We start from the raw sequence: 18,972 nt of genomic DNA on the forward strand, positions 1-18,972 counted from the left end.
TGTAATTCTCTTAGAATGTGCTATTCTAATCAACGTACTCGAGGTAAATAACATGGATGAAATTACGACACGCCGCAATTATCCAATTTTGACGATGGCAATCGCGATTAAACTGACTGGTTTAACTGCCAGGCAGATTCGCTATTACACAGACAAGGAACTGATCAAGGTGGCACGAACACCAGGGGGACAACGTTTGTTCTCCCTGAATCAGATTGATTTGCTGCTGGAGATTAAAGCACAAATCAGTGCTGGATTCAGTTTGGCCGAAACCAAGAAATTTCTGAGTAAGAAAATGTCACATCCGAGTCAAAACGATGATCAGACGACCAGAAAGATTTTGTTCGATGAGTTACTACAGAGTAGTCCTTTCGGAAATAAATCTTAATAGACGGAGTAGGTTCAATGGCGAAAACATTATCAAAGGAAGAAATAAAACAGATTATGCAGGAGGAGAACGTACAGTTCCTGCGGTTGATGTTCACAGATATTAACGGAATAATTAAGAACGTTGAGGTTCCGGCTTCACAGGTGGATAAGGTGCTCGATAACAAAATCACTTTTGATGGCTCATCAATCGATGGCTTTGTGCGGATTGAGGAGAGCGACATGCTGCTGCATCCTGATCTCTCGACTTGGCTAATCTTTCCCTGGGGCGTTGAGCATGGCAAAGTTGCCCGCCTAATCTGTGATGTCTATCTGCCAGATGGCACGCCTTTCCCAGGCGATCCCAGAAATAATCTACGGCGCGTGCTAGAGCAGATGCGCGATAAAGGCTTTTCGGACTTTAATATTGGCCCCGAGCCAGAGTTTTTCCTTTTTAAATTAGATGATAACAATGAGCCAACATTGGACCTAAATGATCAGGGTGCATACTTCGACTTTGCACCGGTTGACCTTGGGGAAAATTGTCGCCGTGACATCGTCTTAGAACTTGAGAAGATGGGCTTTGAGGTGGAGGCTAGTCACCATGAAGTAGCGCCGGGTCAACACGAAATTGACTTCCGCTATGCTGATGCATTAGAGGCTGCTGACCGGATCCAAACTTTCAAGCTAGTTGTGAAGACAATTGCGCGCAAACACGGTCTCCATGCGACGTTCATGGCTAAGCCACTCCAAGGAATTAACGGTAGTGGAATGCACATGAACATGTCGCTCTTCCGAGACGGCCAAAACATCTTTTTTGATAGTCAGGGTGAGCAACAGCTTTCAAAGGAGGCCTATTACTTCTTGAATGGTGTACTGAACCATGCACGGGCGCTGACGGCGCTCAATAATCCAACTGTAAATTCGTATAAGCGACTTGTCCCAGGTTTCGAGGCACCTGTCTATGTGGCCTGGTCCGCACGTAATCGCTCGCCGTTAATTCGGATTCCCTCAGGTCGAGGCAACTCTACTAGAATTGAGTTCCGGAGCCCGGATCCAACTGCGAACCCATACTTGGTGATTGCGGGAATTCTGATGGCCGGCTTGGATGGCTTGAAAGAACGACAGATGCCTGTACACTCCGTTGATCGAAATATCTATTCAATGAGCGAAACAGAGCGTAAGGCAAATGGCATCACCGATTTACCTTCGACACTGCATAATGCGGTTAAGGCATTCAAGAAAGACCAAGTAGTGCTGGACGCACTGGGAGAACACTTAGCACAAAGCTTTGTTGACTCAAAGGATCTTGAGTGGGCGAGCTACCGGCAGACCGTCTCTGACTGGGAACGTGAACAATACATGCAATTATACTAGGTATACAAAGAAAACCGAGCCTTCAACTGAAGGCTCGGTTTTTTAGTTACTTCTGATAAACTGTGATGCTACTCTGAGCTAGGTCGACCGTATAAGTGGTTGATTCCTGTGGTCGTTTAGTCATGCCCTGATCTGTACTGTAGACTACAAGTGCCAACTGGGTGTCCTTTGGCAGTGTGTAGTAGGTTGGTTGAAGTTCGAATTCTAGATCGTAGAACTCACCGGGCGTTACAGACCTGGCGATCCTTTGATTCGCATAATTCTGGATATTTTGGTGCCCCTTTGCAATCAACTTGAAGTCTGTCGGATGAGCGGGTTGAAACTCTTTTAAGGATTCCGTGCCGAAATGGTATCCTAGTTCTTGACCGTTGAGGTCGACGACTTGCGGCACTGCACTTAGACGGCTTCTTCTGCCCAGTTCAATCAAAGCTACGGAGAGTTGGCCTTTCTTTAAGCTTGAACTAACTCGTAGGTGTACTTTAGGACGGCCAACAAGCGTGACTGGGAAATCTAATGGTTCGCTCATGAAACGGAGTTGGGCATCAAGCCAAGACTTCGTGCCGCCGAGAAATTGCTTTTCCCATTCTGTTTCCGAGATATTCATCTCATGGAACTGTTTGCCACCGACGTCTTCAAAGGAGTGGATACTTGCGGCATCCTGGTTCTTTGCTAATTGCTGGTTGTTATTCAAGTGATAAGTGGTCGCCTGACCAAGGTTGTTAGACCAGGTCTGCTCCGAATGCCAGGTGTCTGCCTGTAGATTATCCTGGACAAGTACGTCTGGCCATTGAATCAATGCGCCGTTTTTTACACCTAAGAGCTCATGTGCTAACCAAAGATTAATCATGTCTGTAAAGTCGATTGATTGTAGATTATTCATGTAGGTGTGTGGTCCTTGGTGAAGGAACAACTTGTGTTTGATTGGCAGATTCTGGAGTTCGTGCCATAGTTTGTAGACGTTCTTTGGCTTAACGTTCCAGTCGTTTAGACCGTGAACCGAGATGAAGCTGCATTTAATGTTCTTGACGTTATGCCGGTAGTTCCTGGCAGCCCAGAAATCGTTGTATTGGCCCGTGGTTCTATCCTGTCCGGCCACTAAAGCCTGCATAACTTTGTCGAAATAGGGCTTGTTTCTTAGGTAATCAGCAGATTGCTGGAAGTTACTCTGACATAGCTCAGCCAGAATATCCGTATCCTCGCCTTGGCAGAGTACCGGGGCAATTACCAACCCATGTTCTCGGTAGTAATCATACCAACTTGAGATTGCGGCCTCTGAGATAACCGTCTTTAGCCCCTTAACGCCGGTAGTAGCCACTGCCGTTGCCAGAGTACCCAAATAGGATTTGCCGGTCATCGCCACGTTACCGTTAGACCACCAGGCTTTAGTCTGAGTGGTTCTTTCGCGTGTTGTATAGGCAATCCGATTGCCAGTTAGCCACTCGATAATTTCTTTGGCACAGATGGTCTCTTCCACTGAGCCACAAAGGCGCACACCGTCAGAGCCGTATGTTCCAATACCGCCTGCATAGACGTTTGCGAATCCGCGAGCGAGGAAGTACTCATTCAGGCTGTAGATGCCGTTTCTAGTTGCTGTCTCTTCAGGCACAGCATTCTCTGTACTTGGCACGCTCTTTTCCTTCAAGTTAGGGGCTGGTTGGCGGTAGACAGGATTTTCTTTGATTTCGGTGAGGTTCTCATCAACTGAGTGGAGGTGATCATCGACATCGTTTGTGCCACCCCAATAAGGATTGGCAGTGTACAAGATTGGTACCCGTAAGTTTTGTTCAGTCTCTTGTGGACGAAAGATGGTTGCTTGTAACAGATCCTTTTGGCCATCGTGATCTGTGTCGAGGTCACTTTCAACATAGATGACTTCGCGGATAATCTTAGTGGTATCGAACACGGGCAGAATCTTGCCGTTGAAGTAGACAAATTGTGGTTTTTCCGCCTTGAACCACGGAACGAAGTAGCCTTTTGCTGCCAGATGATCAATTAATAATTGACCGTTCTTCGCCCTGGTAGATAGCAAAAGATAGTATGCATTAAAGATGTTTTCTTGGTTGATTTTATTGGCTTGCAGAAAGGGTAAATTGTGCTCCTTGAAAAGCGCTAAGGGATTTCCTAAATCGTAGTCGTATCCTGCATGATAGCCCAGTAGCTGCAGGGCCACGTTGTAGAAATTATTCTGCGTGATTTCGGTCACGTGTTGTTCAATTAGTGCGAAAATACTTTGTGTTTCATCAGCCGCGATGGCCGAGAGCGTTTGGCGCTTAGCACCGATGGTCTTTTGCTCCGGGAAGAGTTTGCCGAACAACAAGCCCAATAAGTCTGAGAATTCTAACGTCTCATACTCGGCGGGAAGAAATTTCAGTGCGATGAGTTCCTTAATTTGGTCGGCCTGACCAACGTTGATGCGACCGTATTGATTGTATTTCATGTGTTTACCTCCAACATCATATAATCTTTATTTTACAGTTTTTGAGAACGGTTTAAAAGACTGTTATCACCGATTCTGGTCACTGCAGACGACAAAAAAAACCGGACCAACCGGTTCGGTTTTAAGCATTAATGACACAGGTGGGATTCGGACCCACGACCTACGGTTTAGAAGACCGTTGCTCTATCCAGCTGAGCTACTGTGTCAGAACGAAGTATATTGTACTAAGTAACTGAGCAGTTTGTCAATTGAATTAGGGTTTTATCCCGAGATTTTTTTAGCTAATGAGTAATTGACGCGTGCAAAGCTCCAGTGACTATTCGTTCAAGGGATAGAAGAACCGGCTTTAGTTGGTGCGATGTAATAGTTGGATTGGCTAATGGTTGCCCCCAGGGTATTTTGGTAGAAGTAAAATTCTTCGGCGAGTGTTTGATCGTTTAAAACAACGAAGCCGGCACAGAGGTCGGCATGGCCGCCAAAGTATTTGGTCGCGGAGTAGGCAACGACGTCGGCTCCTAACTCAAGCGGTTGTTGCAAGTAGCTGGTCATAAACGTGTTATCACAAATGACAATTGCGTGGTGACGGTGTGCAATCTCTGCGACCTGCTTGATATCCGTTACCCGTAACGTTGGGTTAGGGGCGTCTCGATGTAAACTTTCCTAGTATTCTCGGTGAAATCGGCGTCTGTCAGGTGATTTAGGTCTAGTACTAGGCTGTAGTCAATCTGGTTTTTCGTGAAAAGATCACTGAAGAAGCGGTAGGTGCCGCCGTAAATATTCGCCGAACTGATGACCCGGTCGCCGGGATTGAAATGTTCAAAGACGGTGGCGATAGCAGCCATGCCCGAACTAAATTCGAGGCCGTATCTGGCTCCCTCTAACCGGGCAATGAGGCGTTCTGCTTTTTCACGGGTCGGCTTTTGCGTGCGGACGTATTCGTATTGTCCATCGTGATCCAGATCCTGGAAGCGGTAAGTTGAGCTGAGAAAGATTGGGGGCATGATGGCACCATACTCGTTCTCGCGTGTGGGAACGCCCTGCACAACTAATGAATCGTAGTGTAAATCTGATTTGGTCTTATTCTCTGTCATGTCAAAAATCTTCCTTCAATATCGACCCGAAATGGTGCATTTTCTTTTAATTTAGTCATCTTGCTGCTCCTTTTCTAAGCAATAAAAAAATCCTTACAATCGCAAACGCGAAAGTAAGGACGACATTGAATCGTGTTACCACCTTAATTTAGATTATGAAAAAGCATAATCCCTCACTGAGTACCAACATACCCGCACGCTATAATGGGCGTACCCAGTAAAACTTTACATTAAGGCTCAGTGTTACGACGCTTCAAGACCATTTTCCAAGCAGTATTATTATCTACTCACACCACACGTAGACTCTCTGAGAATAATGAAATACCTGTACTCATCTTTTCATTGTTCTTTAATGTTGTTTGATTGGTTGCTAGTATGGGTTCCCGTTTACCGGGTGTCAATAGGAAAAACGAAATAAATCAATAATCGTATGATTTTTTGATTGACGACAGTGATTTTTTTGTGTATCCTAACAAAGATTTTAAAAAGAAAGAGAGAATACGCTGATGTGGTTTGCACCTGCGTTAATCACGCTTCTTGCCTGGGGAGCTGCTGATTTATTTTATAAACTAGGCAATCATGAGAGAGATAGGTACAGTGCATTAAAAACGGTAATTTTGGTCGGCGTTGTCATGGGACTTCACGTGTTGTTCTACTACGTGATGTACGAGGGAATCGACTACGACTGGCGCAACCTAATCGTTTACCTACCGGTTTCTGCAATGTACATCCTCTCAATGGGGGTGGGATATTTCGGTCTGCGGTACATTGAGTTATCCGTATCCAGTCCGCTTCAGAACTCTTCTGGTGCGTTTGTAGTCCTCCTGTCATTCTTCCTCATGAATGGTAACATGGAGCCACTTCAATGGGTCGCCGTGGCGATTATCATTATCGGAATGATTCTGCTTGGTATTTTCGAGAAGAAGGAAGCTGATGCTGAACTCTTGACAGAGGGGGAGAAAGTTGATCGAAAGTATCGCTTAAGTGCCATTGCGATTATCTTCCCAATCATCTATGCGTTACTCGACGCAACCGGGACCTTTTTAGACGGAGTTTACCTCTATTACAAGAAGATCCTCCCTGAGGACCAAGCGAATATGAGCTATGAATTAACATTCTTAATCGTGGGTGTCGTCATCTGGTTGTACCTCGCATTGGTCAAAAAAGAGACGGTCAACATCTTCAAGGAACGCTCTAAAGGCTTAGCTGCGATTTTCGAAACACTTGGTCAATTCTTCTACGTTGGTGCGACGGCCGGCAACGCAATTGTCGCTGCACCGATGATTGCCTCATACAGTGTGGTCTCCATTATTTTGGCCCGGATTTTCTTGAAGGAGAAACTAAACTGGCAACAATATACCGTGATTACGTTCATCATGGTGGCGATTGCCATTCTCGGCTTCTACGATCGTTAAGATTTAGGTGGTAGAACTGTTGCTTTTTCCATATAGCTCTGTTATTATTGTGTAGTTGTATTTGTGGACCACACAGCTGCAACCGCACATCAAGGGTTTTAAAGCGTAGCACCCGGTGGTGGCGAGTCTAAGAATATAGGAGGTGTACGTTATGTACGCAATCATTAAAACAGGTGGTAAACAATATAAAGTAGCCGAAGGCGAAGCCGTTTACGTTGAGAAACTAGACGTTGCTGAAGGTGAAAATGTTACTTTTGATCAAGTTATCTTAGTAAACGATGGCAAGAACACTAAAGTAGGCGCTCCATTAGTTGATGGCGCAAGCGTTTCTGGTAAGGTTGAGAAGCAAGGTAAGGAAAAGAAAGTTGTTACTTACAAGTACAAGCCTAAGAAGCATTCACATACCAAAAAGGGTCACCGTCAACCATATACCAAAGTCGTTATTGAAAGTATTAAGGGCTAGTTACTAGCTCAATATTGAGGTGAATAGAATGTTAATCAAGAATATTTTAAATCTAAGACTATTTTCTCACCATAAGGGTGGCGGTTCCACATCTAATGGCCGTGACTCAGCTGGTCGTCGTTTAGGCGCTAAGAGAGCTGATGGCCAAAATGTTACTGCAGGTTCAATCCTTTTCCGTCAACGCGGAACTAAGATTCACCCAGGACTTAATGTTGGTCGTGGTGGCGACGATACTTTGTTTGCTAAAGTTGAAGGCGTTGTTAAATTTGAACGTCTTGGAAGAGACCGTAAACAAGTTTCAGTTTATCCACTTGAAGAAGCAAAATAATTAATTAGGAAAAGGGCTGAAATTTCAGCCCTTTTTTGTTGGTGAAAATAATGAATAGAGAATATTTAGTGGATTCAAACAGACAAAAGACAATTGAGCGGCGATTAGAACAGCTCATCTCGTTGATTAAAAAAGAGGCAGCAGAAGCGATGGTTGTCTTCTCGGAGACGAGTATCCGCTACCTCACTGGCTTTACTGGCGAGGAGGCGCAATTGGTGATTTTCTCCGACGGCAGCAGCTTTTTACTGTCTGATTCTCGGTTCGCCAGCCAGCTTAAGACTGAGGTTCCGAGCACGATTTCTGTGGTCATGAAGACACGTGGCGAGATGCCGGAAATCGTTGCTTTGCTGCATGCCCATGCAAGCAAAAAAGTTCTAATTGAAGGAGATTTTCTTTCGGCAACGGCATTTGCTACCTTAAAGGCCCAAGATTCTCAACTGGAATATGAACTGGTAACTGAATTCGTGGAGCGGCTACGGCTCGTTAAAGATGAAGATGAGATTGCGCTAGTACGGCGTGCAATTGAGATCTCCGAGCAGAGTTTTCAAGCGATTCTCCCCCAAATCGCTGTTGGTAAAACAGAGCGTGAAATCGCCGCGGCCCTCGAATACGCTATGAAAGAGCCTGGAGCTAGTGGTCCTTCGTTTGCGACAATCGTTGCCTCTGGAGTGCGTTCAGCCTGGCCACATGGTAAGGCGAGTGATAAGCAGCTAGCGGCACACGAACTGATTACGATTGACTTCGGTTGTGTGTTTGAAGGATATGTTTCTGACATTACACGGACTGTAGCCTTGGGAACGGTTAGTTCAGAGCTGAATGAGATTTATCAGGTTGTGCTGGCGGCCAATAAGCAGGGAATTGCTGCTAGCGTGGCTGGTAACAGGGGTGCCGACGTAGATTCTGCGGCAAGAAATCTGATTAATGAGGCCGGGTATGGTCAATACTTTGGTCACGGCATCGGTCACGGCATCGGCCTGGATATTCACGAGATTAATAGCCCAACAATGAAATTCAGAGAGACGATGCTCTTGGAGAATATGGTCACGACCGTCGAACCGGGAATTTATCTCCCAGGAAAGGGTGGCGTGCGGATCGAAGACGACGTGCGGATTAGTGCAACTCCCGCTGTTTTAACAACTTTGCCAAAAGAAGAATTAATTATCCTATAGTTTGTTGCAACGGGACCCCATTGATTGGTAAAATGATAACTAGATACGGAGGAAAATCAAATGATTTCTGTTAATGAATTTAAAAACGGCTTAACCATCGAATTTGATGGCGGACTATGGCGCATTGTGGAATTCCAACATGTAAAGCCAGGTAAGGGTGGTGCGTTCGTGCGGTCTAAGTTAAAGAACTTACGGACTGGTGCATTACAAGAGAAGACTTTTAGATCAACCGAGAAGGTCGAGAAGGCTCAAGTTGATACTAAGAAGATGCAGTATCTTTATATGAACGGTGACAACTTCGTGTTCATGGACACAGATACCTATGAGCAAATCGAATTACCAGGGGAAGAAATTGTCGCAGAGCAAAAGTATTTGCTCGAGAACATGGTGGTTAACGTCATGATGTATGGTAGTGAGACTATTGGTGTCGAGCTTCCTAACACCGTCGACTTGACTGTGGCCGAAACAGAACCAGGAATTCGGGGCGACACATCAAGCGGTGGTACTAAGCCAGCGACTATGGAGACTGGACTCGTTGTTCAAGTGCCATTCTTCGTTAACGCTGGCGACAAGTTAACAATCAATACGACAGATGGTTCTTATATTTCTCGCTCTAACAACTAGGGAGGCAGAAAAATGGCTGAAAATTCTACAATTATCTTAACCAACGAAAACGAAGATAACCAAATTAAGATTGACCTGCGTGTCCTCGAGGTAATTCTTGGTATTGCTGCAACTAAAGTTGATGGCGTATATGAGATGCGGGGTACACTTGCAAACAATATTAATAAGTTGTTTGGCCGTGAAAATCACGGTAAAGGTGTTGATTTGAAGGTGGTCGATAATGAATTATTGGCCGATGTCTATGCTTATTTCAAGAGTGGAGTCAACATCCCGAAGGTTGCTTTAGAATTACAGAAGAAGCTCCAGACGCAACTTGAACAGATGACTGATTTGAAATTGAAGGAAATTAATATTCACGTTGTTGGCTTGTATTCAATTAAGGAAGAGGAGCAGGCTAATCCTGGCTCTTTATTCTCTAATTCAGAGGAAGAAACCGATGAGCAAGCTTTGACGAAGGAGCAATTAGATTAAGATGAATCAACATGAAGTTAGACGGTTTGCACTCCAAGTAATCTTTTTGCTAAACCAGAACCAGGAGTTGACGGCTCAAAGCGCCATCCAACAGGTCAAAAACACGACGGACTTCGACCAGGAGACGCCAGAGTATGCAACTTACCTAGTTAACGGCGTAGAGGAGAAGCGGGCAGACTTACGCCAGTCAATTGCACAGTACCTGAAGCAGGGCTGGAAAATTGAACGAATTAATAAGATTGATTTATCTATTTTAGAGTTAGCAATTTTCGAAATTCAAAATAGTGAAAGTATTCCAAAGATTGCTGCGGTCGATGAAGCATTGAATCTAGCAGGAGAGTTTAGTGATGATGTCTCAAAGGCGTTTATCAACGGAATCCTGTCAAACTTCGTCTCTAAATAAGTCAGGCTGGTACTTTTTGTACCAGTTTTTTTATATTCTAGCTTGACTACTTACTTAGTGCTTGATTTATACTTAGCAGAGTAATGGGAGGTATTGGATGAATAATTTAATTGATGGTAAGGCAATTGCCAATGAGTTAGCCGTCTCGTTAAGACAGTCAGTGGCTGAATTGAAGCGGTCTGGTGTGCAGCCCAAGTTGGCTGTTATCCTAGTTGGTGATAATAGTGCCAGTGCTATTTATGTTAGAAATAAGGGACGTCGTGCCGAGGAACTGGGTATTTCGTTTAGGCTTATTCACTTGCCAGCAACTGTAAACGAGGCCGAATTGTTACGAAACATTGAGCAACTGAATCAAGATTCGGGCGTTGACGGAATCTTGGTTCAACTACCACTCCCGGCTGCAATTAACGAGGAGACTGTCATCAATGCAATCGCACCTGAAAAGGATGTCGATGGATTTAGTCCCGTTAATTTCGGTCATTTATGGCAGAATAATCCGGCAATCATTCCATCAACTGCTGGTGGGATCATGACGCTTTTGAAGGCGAAGAACATTGACTTAACCGGCCAAAATGTTGTAATCATCAACAGAAGCAATATTGTCGGTCGTCCACTAGCGGCGCTCATGTTACAGCAGGATGCCACGGTTACGATTGCACACTCAAAAACTAAAAATTTACCAGAGTTGACTCGGACCGCCGATATTTTGGTTTCAGCAACCGGACGTGCAGCATTCGTTACGAAGGACATGGTGCATCCCGGGGCTATTGTGATTGATGTTGGCATGAATAGGGATGAAGCCGGTAAACTTGTTGGAGATGTAGATTTTGCAGCAGTATCAAAAAAAGCAGGTCTGATCACGCCGGTTCCTGGTGGTGTTGGACCCATGACGGTCATTACACTTATGCAACAAGTGGTAGAGATTGCAAAGAAAAGGAAAGATTAATGAATTCACCGGAATATATTACTGTCTCGCTCCTTAATCAGTATTTAAATAGAAAATTTGAATATGACCCATACCTCCATCATGTTTTCTTGAGTGGTGAGATATCTAATTTTCGTGAGCGACCAAATTCACACCAGTATTTTTCTTTGAAGGATGAACACAGCAAGATCAAAGTTGTGATGTTTAAGTCGGCCTATCAGAAGTTGAAATTTCGGCCAGAAGAAGGAATGAAGGTACTGGTTAGGGGGAAGGTTACCCTCTATCAACCGAGCGGTGAATATCAGATTAACATTGATAAGATGGAACCAGACGGCGTCGGCTCATTGTATCAGGCGTATGAGCAATTAAAAGGCAAGTTGGCAGCTGAAGGTTTATTTGATTTACCAACTAGGGCTTTACCGCATTTTCCGCAGAGAATTGCGGTGATTACGAGTAGGTCTGGGGCAGTTATTCGCGACATCATTACCACGGCCAATAGGCGGTATCCTCAGGCAGAAATTGTCCTCTATCCAGCCGTTGTGCAGGGTGATCAGGCTAAGTATAGTTTAGTTGATGCGTTGAAACGCGTGCAACGAGACGTTGCTAACTATGATGTGCTAATCATTGGGCGTGGTGGTGGTTCAATCGAGGATCTTTGGCCATTTAACGAGGAAGTTGTGGTCCGACAGATTGCCGAGATGAAGTTACCGGTAATTAGCTCGGTTGGGCATGAAACTGACACGACATTGAGTGATTTGGTGGCAGACTATCGTGCAGCAACACCAACAGCGGCGGCAGAACTAGCCACACCCAAACTGGTTGATGAGTTGGTTAGCTTGAAGAAACAACAACAATTATTGTTTTCAAGAATCAATGTTGTACTGCGTTTAAAACGTGAAGGATTAGAGCGCGTGAATAGCAATATCGTCTTGACGCAGCCAAACAGACTCTTTGACCAGCGGACACAGCAGGTGGATCTCCTACAGCAACGCTTACTAAAAGCCATTACAAAGCGCAATAGCGATTTGGCACATAGAACTGTGTTGCTGAAGGAGCGACTCAATAAACGCCTGCTCCAACAGAATATCGCTAACCTGACTAATCAAAACACATTCCTTCTTCAGAGTCTTTTTGCTAAAATGAAAGCAGTATTGAATAACAAGAAGAATGGCCTTGGTTTAGCAGCTAACAAGCTTGATGCAATAAGTCCATTGAAGATTATCGGTCGCGGATATGTTCTGGCCAACAAGGGTGATCGGACAATAATATCTGTAACACAAGTTAAGCAGAACGATTTGTTAGAATTGAATTTTAAGGATGGCATAGTCACGGCAGAAGCCATCAAGATAGAGGAGAGACGTAATGAGTAATCAGAAAAAGAGTTTTGAGGAACAATTAGCTGATTTAGAACAGATTGTTACGAATTTGGAAAATGGTGCTATTCCCTTGGATGAGGCTTTAACTCAGTTTCAGACAGGGGTCTTATTGAGTAAGAATCTGGAACAACAGTTAGCAAAAGCAGAGGCGACAGTAGCTAAGTTGATGGACGAGGATGGGCAGGTTAAACCGTTAGATGTAAGTGAGAATCCTGATGACAAGTAGGAGTTTCAGCGAATTTATTGTTGAATATTCATTGACCATCGATGATTTTTTGAAACAGGCGCTGGTTGCTAGAGTGACTGATGAGAACTTACGAACAGTCTTAACATATTCTGTCTTAGCTCCAGGTAAGAGGTTGCGCCCCCTTTTATTTTTGGCTACATTGGTGGAGCTTGGTTGCGAGATTACAAATGAGCATGTGAAAGTTGCGGGGGGGATTGAGATTATCCACACCTACTCGTTGATTCATGATGATCTGCCAGCCATGGATAATGACGATTATCGGCGCGGTCAACTGACCAGTCATAAGAAATTTGGCGAAGCCAATGCAATTTTGGCTGGCGATGCCCTCCTCACTATGGGTATCAACTGGCTGTTGGTTGCCGATTTAAATAGTGCAGAGGTGGTCCAGTCAGCACGGGTACTGACAGATGCTATTGGACCAAATGGCATGGTGGGCGGCCAATTTATCGATATTCGTTCAACTAACTCAGATGTTGATGAGGAGACGATTGAGCAGTTAGAGTACAAAAAAACTGCTGAATTAATTATTGCCGCGGTGAAAATGGGAACAATTTTTGGTCAAGCGAATGAACAACAAGCCCAACAACTTGTTAAATTTGCGACCGATTTCGGGCAAGCCTTTCAGATTTATGATGATTTGGTCGACGTGACTGAGACCGCAACAGAAGCCGGCAAAGCAACTGAGAAAGACGCAGCTGCAGGAAAGAATAATTATGTGACCAGGTTTGGCATTGCTGGTGCCAGAAAAGATCTCAACCAGCTGGTGGAGCAAATGAGGCAGGACCTTAGTGATTTTGACGGTGGTGTCTTACTAGGTTTTACCAATATCTTTAAGAAAGTGTTAGAGAATGACCAAAAAAAGAGTTGATACATTATTATTTGAGCAAGGTTTATTTAATTCACGCTCACAGGCGCAGCGTGCAATCATGGCCGGGCTAGTTCTCGATCACAATTCTGAACGGATTGATAAAGCAGGGGATAAATTCCCTGAAGATGAGCAGTTTATTATCAAGGACGATGGTCAGAAATACGTTAGTCGTGGCGGTTACAAACTTGAGAAAGCCCTCGAGGTATTTGAGATTGACTTACAAGACAGACTCTGTCTAGATATTGGTGCATCAACTGGTGGTTTCACCGATGTTGCATTACAAAATGGCTCCAGAAAGGTGTACGCCCTCGATGTTGGTTATAACCAGTTGGCGTGGCAGTTAAGGGATGACCCCAGAGTAATTGTGATGGAGCGGGTTAATTTTCGGTACAGTAAGCCAGAGGATTTCACCGCGGGACTTCCAGACTTTGCCATGACCGATGTATCCTTCATCTCCCTTGATCTAATTCTGCCGCCGATGCATGCTATTTTGAAGGACGGCTGCGACGCAGTTTGTTTAATTAAACCGCAGTTTGAGGCCGGTAAAGAAAATGTTGGTAAGAACGGAATTATTCGTGACCATCGGGTTCATCAACAGGTGATAGAGAAGATTATTAATTCTGCGCTTAAAAACGGATTTGATGTAGTTAATCTGGACTATTCACCGGTAAAGGGTGGTCATGGTAATATAGAATTTCTAATTCATCTAAGAAAGAACGCGAACGAAGTGGCGCAATTATTATGGCAGGTTACTCCACAGGAATTAGTTCAAGCTGCAGTAGCCGATCTAGAATAAATTTGTGAATGAGGTTAAATTATGTTAGCCAAGTTAGATATCCAAAATTTTGCAATTATCAAGGACTTAAAGGTTGATTTCACAACGGGATTTACTGCTCTGATTGGTGAAACTGGCGCAGGTAAGTCTATTTTAATTGACGCGTTAGCTATTTTGCTGGGAAGCCGTGCATCTACAGACTTCATTAGAACTGGTAGTAAAAGCAGTACAGTTACCGGTCAATTTGAAGTCGGCGAAACCACCTTACCGTTGATTAAACAAGATCTGGCAAACTATGGCTTACCTGAATTAGATGACCAAACACTTCTGGTGCAGCGGGAGATTACGACGAAGGGGCGCAATACCGTCCGCGTCAACGGTCAGCTGACGACGATTAACGTTTTGGCTAGTCTGGGACAGAAATTAGTCGATATTCACGGTCAAAGTGATCAGCAGATACTAATGGACGAGACCGCTCATGTAACTCTGCTTGACCGCTTTGGTGATACGGCAATCAGACAATTATTAGCAGATTATCAGACACATTACAGGTCCTTCAATGAGGCCAAGAAGCACTTAAATCAGGTTACCAAAAATGTCCAAGAAATTGCTCAGAAGAAAGATATTTTAACTTTTCAACTCAATGAGATTGCGGAAGTTAAGATTGAAGATGCTACTGAGGATGAGCGAATTGACGATGAACTAACTAGACTTGATAATTACCAGAAAATATTGGAAACGGCTAACTCCATCCAGGCCATCTTGGAGTCTGAAGATCAGAATGTGGTGGATCCGGTGGGTGTCGCCATGAATGATGCCGTGAGTCTAGCAAACCTTAGTCACGAATACCAAGGTCTCGCAGACTCATTGAATGATGCGTATTATGCACTTGATGATGCGCGCGCGCGTGTTCAAGATCTGCTAGATACGCTCGACTTCGATGAGGAACATTATCAATTTCTACTGGAGCGGTCGAGTCAACTAAATATCTTGAAGAAGAAATACGGACCAACCTTAGCCGACGTACTGTCGTTCTACGATAGAAATGCACAGGAACTGGCTGGTTTTAACGATAGCGATTATGATGTACAGCAGCTCGATAAACTCATTAAGCAAGAAGAAAAGTATCTCAATGAGATCGGGACTAAATTGCATAGTGCCCGGGTAAAAGTTGCGCAGCAACTCGAGCAAGAAATCAAGCATCAATTACGCGATTTGTATATGGAAAAAGCCGATTTTGCAGTCTCTATTGTTCAAACCGATAACTTTCTAACAAATGGTTTAGATGAGATTAAATTTTTGATTTCACCAAACCCGGGTGAAGAATTAAAACCCCTCGTTAAGATTGCCTCTGGTGGTGAACAATCTAGAATTATGCTCGCCCTGAAAGTAATTTTTGGGCAACTATCAGCCGTTCAAACAATGATGTTTGATGAGATTGATACTGGTGTGTCGGGACGCGTTGCGGCGGCAATTGGTCAGAAGATGCTCGAGCTTTCTAAGACAAAGCAGGTACTGACAATTACGCATGCACCGCAGGTTGCGGCGATTGCAGATCAACGCTTCCTCATCGCCAAGACAATTGCCAACAATCAGACATACACAGAGCTTGATTTGCTTGATGACAGCAGCTCGGTCCAGGCGATTGCAAAGATGATTGCGGGAAATAAGGTAACGGAGTCTGCCTTGAAGAATGCGGCCGATTTGTTAGCTCAAAAAAACTAAATAATTATCAAACCGAAAAAGTCCATAACTACTAATACTAACTTAGTAGATTGAAGTGAACCCCCGGTATTGGACCAAAATCAATACCGGGGGTTTTACTATGACCAAATATACCAAGCAGTTTAAACTACATGTTGTTCAAGACTATTTGACTTCTTCATTGGGTTTTATCTTGATTGCTAGAAAGTACCGGATTAAAAGTCATGCAACCGTTAATAAATGGGTGCTTCAATACCAACGTTTCGGTGTTAAGGGGCTTGAGATTCGCCGACCAGAGAAAGTTTATGATGGCACTTTTAAGGTGACTGTTTTCAACTGGATGAAAACGAATCAGGCATCTATAACCGAAACTACCCTTAACTTCGATATTTCTGCGCCGTCAACCGTTTGGCAATGGCGACGAACGTTTGAATATGAAGGCCTTGATGCCTTGTTTCGTAACCGAGGACGATCAAAAATTATGTCAGCTGATAAACAAGGCAAGAAAACAAAACAACCAGATGAATTAACACGCTTACGTGACGAAAATGAATTACTAAAGATCGAGAATGAATACCTAAAAAAATTAAAGGCCTTGGCTCAATTACAAGTAGACAACGATCACAAATCATCCAAGAACTAAGGCCCAAATATCGGTGCGGCAAGATCCTCAAAGTCGTTGGCATGGCCAAGAGCACCTATAGCTACGCGATAAAGTATCTCCCAACTGAAAACAATCCGTATGTGATCCTTAAACAAACCATTACAGACCTTAAGGCTAACGTGACCGCGTCCGGTTATCGCCAGATCACTGGCCAATTGCGTGAAATGGGTCTGGTGGTCAATAATAAGAAAGTCTTACGACTAATGCGTGAACTGAACCTGTTATCAACGGTATATAATAAGCAAACCCGTAAATATAACTCTTACAAGGGAACGGTTGGAGCTGTCGCTAAGAATCGACTTAAACGACGCTTTATGATTAATCGACCGTATCAAAAGTTAACGACTGATATTACGGAGCTTTGTTGGGGCAATAAAACGATTGAAGAACGGGCTTACTTTACGTGTGTTTATGATCTATTTTCCGGTGAAGTCCTGAGCCATGATATTTCTTTAAACCCAACTGTGGCGTTCACCACCGATGTTTTAACAACAGCGATCAACCTGATTCCAAAACAACTAGGTTATCGGACAACGGTCCACTCTGATCAAGGCTTTCAATATCAAAATCCACGTTGTGTCCGCATTTTAAAGCAACAACGTCTCTTCCAGAGTATGTCACGCAAGCCAACCTGCTTAGATAATGCGGCCATGGAAAGTTTTTTCACATTCTAAAAGCAGAAGTTTATGATCAAAAACAGTTAGAAACCTTGGCAGAATTAACCCTAGCCGTAGCAAACTGGATTCAATATTATAATTTCACGAGAATCAAAACAAAACTGGGTGGTAAGAGCCCGGTTAAATACCGTGTTCTTACCACCCAGAAAGTTGCTTAAAGTTTCGTCCAATATTTGGGGTTCACTTCAATTTCAAAAGTAATTTCTTGTGCGGTCTTTTTTTGTAGCTAAATGACTATTTAGTTGCAGATTCAACTTTGAAGATTCGATTGAGTGGAACAAACTCAATCACGTTTGAGTGATATGTGGCAAGTACAACTTGGCTAACTGGCGTAATCTGCTGAACTCGACCAATAATTTGCCGTTCATCGTCCAATGTCACAAGAACAAGATTTTTTGTATGCCAAGCTGTGTTTAACTTTTCCAAGCGTTCAGCTGGAAGATCCTCGATAATCGTCAGTTCTGGAATGGAGTAGTCAAAGAGCTTCTGATAGGTCTCTGTTAGTCTACTGATGAATGCGGTATTGGCAGGTGTGTTCACGTTTGCATCTAAAGAATTAATCTTGAAGTCCATTATTTACTCCTCCGAACATTTGTTTGTATTTCTATTATACGAACAAACGTTCTATTTTGCAACAACATTATTTCATTGCTGCAAAAAATTTTAAAAACACGATGAAAAACTTGAAAAAAAATGACTTTTAATGCATGATTGATATATTAATTTTAGATAGATGACAGGAAGAGAACATGTCCGAAAAGGGATTATTAATTGTTTTGTCTGGCCCCTCTGGTGTTGGAAAGGGGACCGTTCGTCAAAAAATGGTAGAGAGTAAATTATTTGAGTTTCAGTACTCGGTCTCGATGACTACAAGGAAACCGCGTCCGGGCGAAGTAGATGGAGAGGATTACTACTTTACGACGAAGGATAAATTTAAGGAGGCAATTGCAAACGGCAAGATGCTGGAGCATGCCCAATACGTTGATAATTTCTACGGTACGCCGCTAACGCCAGTTAAGAAGATGCTGGCTGAAGGACATGATGTTCTGCTGGAGATTGAAGTTAACGGTGCCATGAAGGTCCGTGAGAAAATGCCAGATGGTGTGTTTATTTTCCTCACACCACCCGATTTGATGGAACTGAAGGATCGGATAACAAAACGCGGCACAGACGCTGCTGCCGTCATCGAGAAGCGGATGGCCCAGGCCAAAGTTGAAATCATGATGATGGAGAACTATGATTATGCTGTCGTTAATGATAAAGTAGAGAATGCTGTTAACAGAATCAAAGACATTGTCTCAAGTGAACATGTTCGTGTGCCACGAGTAATCGATAATTATCGGAAAATGATAAAGGAGAATTAAGATGATTTCATACCCATCAATTGATAAATTACTAGAAAACGTTGATTCAAGATATTCTTTGGCAATACTCGCTGCTAAGCGTGCCCATGAAATCGAGAGTGGTTCGGTCCTAGTGTTAGATCAATATAAGTCAAACAAGACCGTTGGTAAGGCACTCGAGGAAATTGCGGCCGGTTCAGTTACCATTGACCCCGATAAGAAAGAATCAATTTAATGAATGACAATTAA

At 43.7% G+C, this 18,972-nt stretch carries 21 protein-coding genes, 1 tRNA gene, 1 pseudogene and 2 other annotated features; of the genes and pseudogenes, 18 read left to right on the forward strand and 5 right to left on the reverse strand.

Features of this window, described 5'->3' with window-relative positions; translation table 11 throughout:
* The first annotated feature begins 52 nt into the window (after positions 1-52).
* Together FC62_RS00100 and glnA are read left to right on the forward strand one after the other, a co-directional pair.
* Positions 53-388, forward strand: a complete 336-nt coding sequence (locus FC62_RS00100; protein WP_054744842.1) for a MerR family transcriptional regulator — start codon at positions 53-55, stop codon at positions 386-388.
* 17 nt (positions 389-405) lie between these two features.
* Positions 406-1,743, forward strand: coding sequence for a type I glutamate--ammonia ligase (glnA, locus tag FC62_RS00105; RefSeq protein ID WP_054744844.1), 1,338 nt, complete (start codon positions 406-408; stop codon positions 1,741-1,743).
* A gap of 46 nt (positions 1,744-1,789) precedes the next feature.
* On the opposite strand, the gene FC62_RS00110 is transcribed toward glnA, so the two are convergent.
* From FC62_RS00110 to FC62_RS08425, 4 genes are all read right to left on the reverse strand, one after another.
* Positions 1,790-4,180 carry a Xaa-Pro dipeptidyl-peptidase gene (locus FC62_RS00110; protein WP_056946341.1) on the reverse strand — a complete coding sequence of 797 codons (2,391 nt, stop codon included), beginning with the start codon at positions 4,178-4,180 and terminating at the stop codon, positions 1,790-1,792.
* 132 nt (positions 4,181-4,312) lie between these two features.
* Positions 4,313-4,386: transfer RNA gene (locus FC62_RS00115), tRNA-Arg, on the reverse strand.
* Between the two features lie 118 nt (positions 4,387-4,504).
* Positions 4,505-4,792, reverse strand: a complete 288-nt coding sequence (locus tag FC62_RS08420) for a PLP-dependent transferase (protein WP_082611562.1) — start codon at positions 4,790-4,792, stop codon at positions 4,505-4,507.
* A gap of 5 nt (positions 4,793-4,797) precedes the next feature.
* Positions 4,798-5,271, reverse strand: a complete 474-nt coding sequence (locus FC62_RS08425; protein WP_054744849.1) for a PLP-dependent transferase — start codon at positions 5,269-5,271, stop codon at positions 4,798-4,800.
* A 112-nt stretch (positions 5,272-5,383) separates the two neighbouring features.
* Positions 5,384-5,623, reverse strand: a binding site (T-box leader).
* Positions 5,624-5,777: 154 nt separating this feature from the next.
* On the opposite strand from FC62_RS08425, the gene FC62_RS00130 reads away from it, so the two are divergent.
* From FC62_RS00130 to FC62_RS07885, 14 genes and pseudogenes are all read left to right on the forward strand, one after another.
* On the forward strand, positions 5,778-6,686 hold the full coding sequence (locus FC62_RS00130; RefSeq protein ID WP_056946331.1) for an EamA family transporter: 909 nt from the start codon (positions 5,778-5,780) through the stop codon (positions 6,684-6,686).
* A 70-nt stretch (positions 6,687-6,756) separates the two neighbouring features.
* Positions 6,757-6,825, forward strand: a sequence feature (ribosomal protein L21 leader region).
* 12 nt (positions 6,826-6,837) lie between these two features.
* Positions 6,838-7,149, forward strand: coding sequence for a 50S ribosomal protein L21 (gene rplU, locus FC62_RS00135; protein WP_054744851.1), 312 nt, complete (start codon positions 6,838-6,840; stop codon positions 7,147-7,149).
* 28 nt (positions 7,150-7,177) lie between these two features.
* Positions 7,178-7,477: a 50S ribosomal protein L27 gene (gene rpmA, locus FC62_RS00140; protein WP_054744853.1), complete on the forward strand. Its 300-nt coding sequence runs from the start codon at positions 7,178-7,180 to the stop codon at positions 7,475-7,477.
* A gap of 50 nt (positions 7,478-7,527) precedes the next feature.
* On the forward strand, positions 7,528-8,646 hold the full coding sequence (locus tag FC62_RS00145) for a M24 family metallopeptidase (protein ID WP_056946329.1): 1,119 nt from the start codon (positions 7,528-7,530) through the stop codon (positions 8,644-8,646).
* 60 nt (positions 8,647-8,706) lie between these two features.
* Entirely contained in the window at positions 8,707-9,270 is a 564-nt protein-coding gene (gene efp, locus FC62_RS00150; RefSeq protein ID WP_054744855.1) for an elongation factor P, read from the forward strand.
* Positions 9,271-9,282: 12 nt separating this feature from the next.
* Positions 9,283-9,741: an Asp23/Gls24 family envelope stress response protein gene (locus FC62_RS00155; RefSeq protein WP_054744857.1), complete on the forward strand. Its 459-nt coding sequence runs from the start codon at positions 9,283-9,285 to the stop codon at positions 9,739-9,741.
* 1 nt (position 9,742) lies between these two features.
* Positions 9,743-10,144 carry a transcription antitermination factor NusB gene (gene nusB, locus FC62_RS00160; protein ID WP_054744859.1) on the forward strand — a complete coding sequence of 134 codons (402 nt, stop codon included), beginning with the start codon at positions 9,743-9,745 and terminating at the stop codon, positions 10,142-10,144.
* A gap of 97 nt (positions 10,145-10,241) precedes the next feature.
* On the forward strand, positions 10,242-11,090 hold the full coding sequence (locus FC62_RS00165) for a bifunctional 5,10-methylenetetrahydrofolate dehydrogenase/5,10-methenyltetrahydrofolate cyclohydrolase (protein ID WP_056946327.1): 849 nt from the start codon (positions 10,242-10,244) through the stop codon (positions 11,088-11,090).
* A complete protein-coding gene (xseA, locus tag FC62_RS00170) occupies positions 11,090-12,439 on the forward strand; it encodes an exodeoxyribonuclease VII large subunit (RefSeq protein ID WP_054745294.1) in 1,350 nt (449 codons plus the stop codon). Before FC62_RS00165 ends, xseA begins: the two co-directional genes overlap by 1 nt.
* Positions 12,432-12,671: an exodeoxyribonuclease VII small subunit gene (locus FC62_RS00175; RefSeq protein WP_054744861.1), complete on the forward strand. Its 240-nt coding sequence runs from the start codon at positions 12,432-12,434 to the stop codon at positions 12,669-12,671. The genes xseA and FC62_RS00175 overlap by 8 nt, the downstream gene beginning before the upstream one ends.
* The gene (locus FC62_RS00180; protein WP_056946326.1) at positions 12,661-13,560 is read left to right on the forward strand and encodes a polyprenyl synthetase family protein; all 900 of its coding nucleotides are present in this window, start codon (positions 12,661-12,663) and stop codon (positions 13,558-13,560) included. The genes FC62_RS00175 and FC62_RS00180 overlap by 11 nt, the downstream gene beginning before the upstream one ends.
* Positions 13,541-14,356 (forward strand): TlyA family RNA methyltransferase, encoded by an 816-nt coding sequence (locus FC62_RS00185; RefSeq protein WP_056946325.1) that lies wholly within the window; start codon positions 13,541-13,543, stop codon positions 14,354-14,356. Before FC62_RS00180 ends, FC62_RS00185 begins: the two co-directional genes overlap by 20 nt.
* Before the next feature lie 21 nt (positions 14,357-14,377).
* A complete protein-coding gene (gene recN / locus FC62_RS00190; protein ID WP_056946324.1) occupies positions 14,378-16,060 on the forward strand; it encodes a DNA repair protein RecN in 1,683 nt (560 codons plus the stop codon).
* A 100-nt stretch (positions 16,061-16,160) separates the two neighbouring features.
* Positions 16,161-17,538 (forward strand): annotated as a pseudogene (locus FC62_RS07885) (IS3 family transposase).
* 76 nt (positions 17,539-17,614) lie between these two features.
* Here FC62_RS07885 and FC62_RS00205 read toward each other — a convergent pair.
* The gene (locus FC62_RS00205) at positions 17,615-17,953 is read right to left on the reverse strand and encodes a hypothetical protein (RefSeq protein WP_056946321.1); all 339 of its coding nucleotides are present in this window, start codon (positions 17,951-17,953) and stop codon (positions 17,615-17,617) included.
* A gap of 176 nt (positions 17,954-18,129) precedes the next feature.
* On the opposite strand from FC62_RS00205, the gene gmk reads away from it, so the two are divergent.
* Together gmk and rpoZ are read left to right on the forward strand one after the other, a co-directional pair.
* On the forward strand, positions 18,130-18,744 hold the full coding sequence (gene gmk, locus FC62_RS00210) for a guanylate kinase (protein WP_056946319.1): 615 nt from the start codon (positions 18,130-18,132) through the stop codon (positions 18,742-18,744).
* 1 nt (position 18,745) lies between these two features.
* Entirely contained in the window at positions 18,746-18,958 is a 213-nt protein-coding gene (gene rpoZ, locus FC62_RS00215; RefSeq protein WP_054744869.1) for a DNA-directed RNA polymerase subunit omega, read from the forward strand.
* Positions 18,959-18,972: the final 14 nt, after the last annotated feature.

It is taken from the genome of Amylolactobacillus amylotrophicus DSM 20534 (genome assembly GCF_001434555.1).
Classification (GTDB): Bacteria; Bacillota; Bacilli; order Lactobacillales; family Lactobacillaceae; genus Amylolactobacillus; species Amylolactobacillus amylophilus.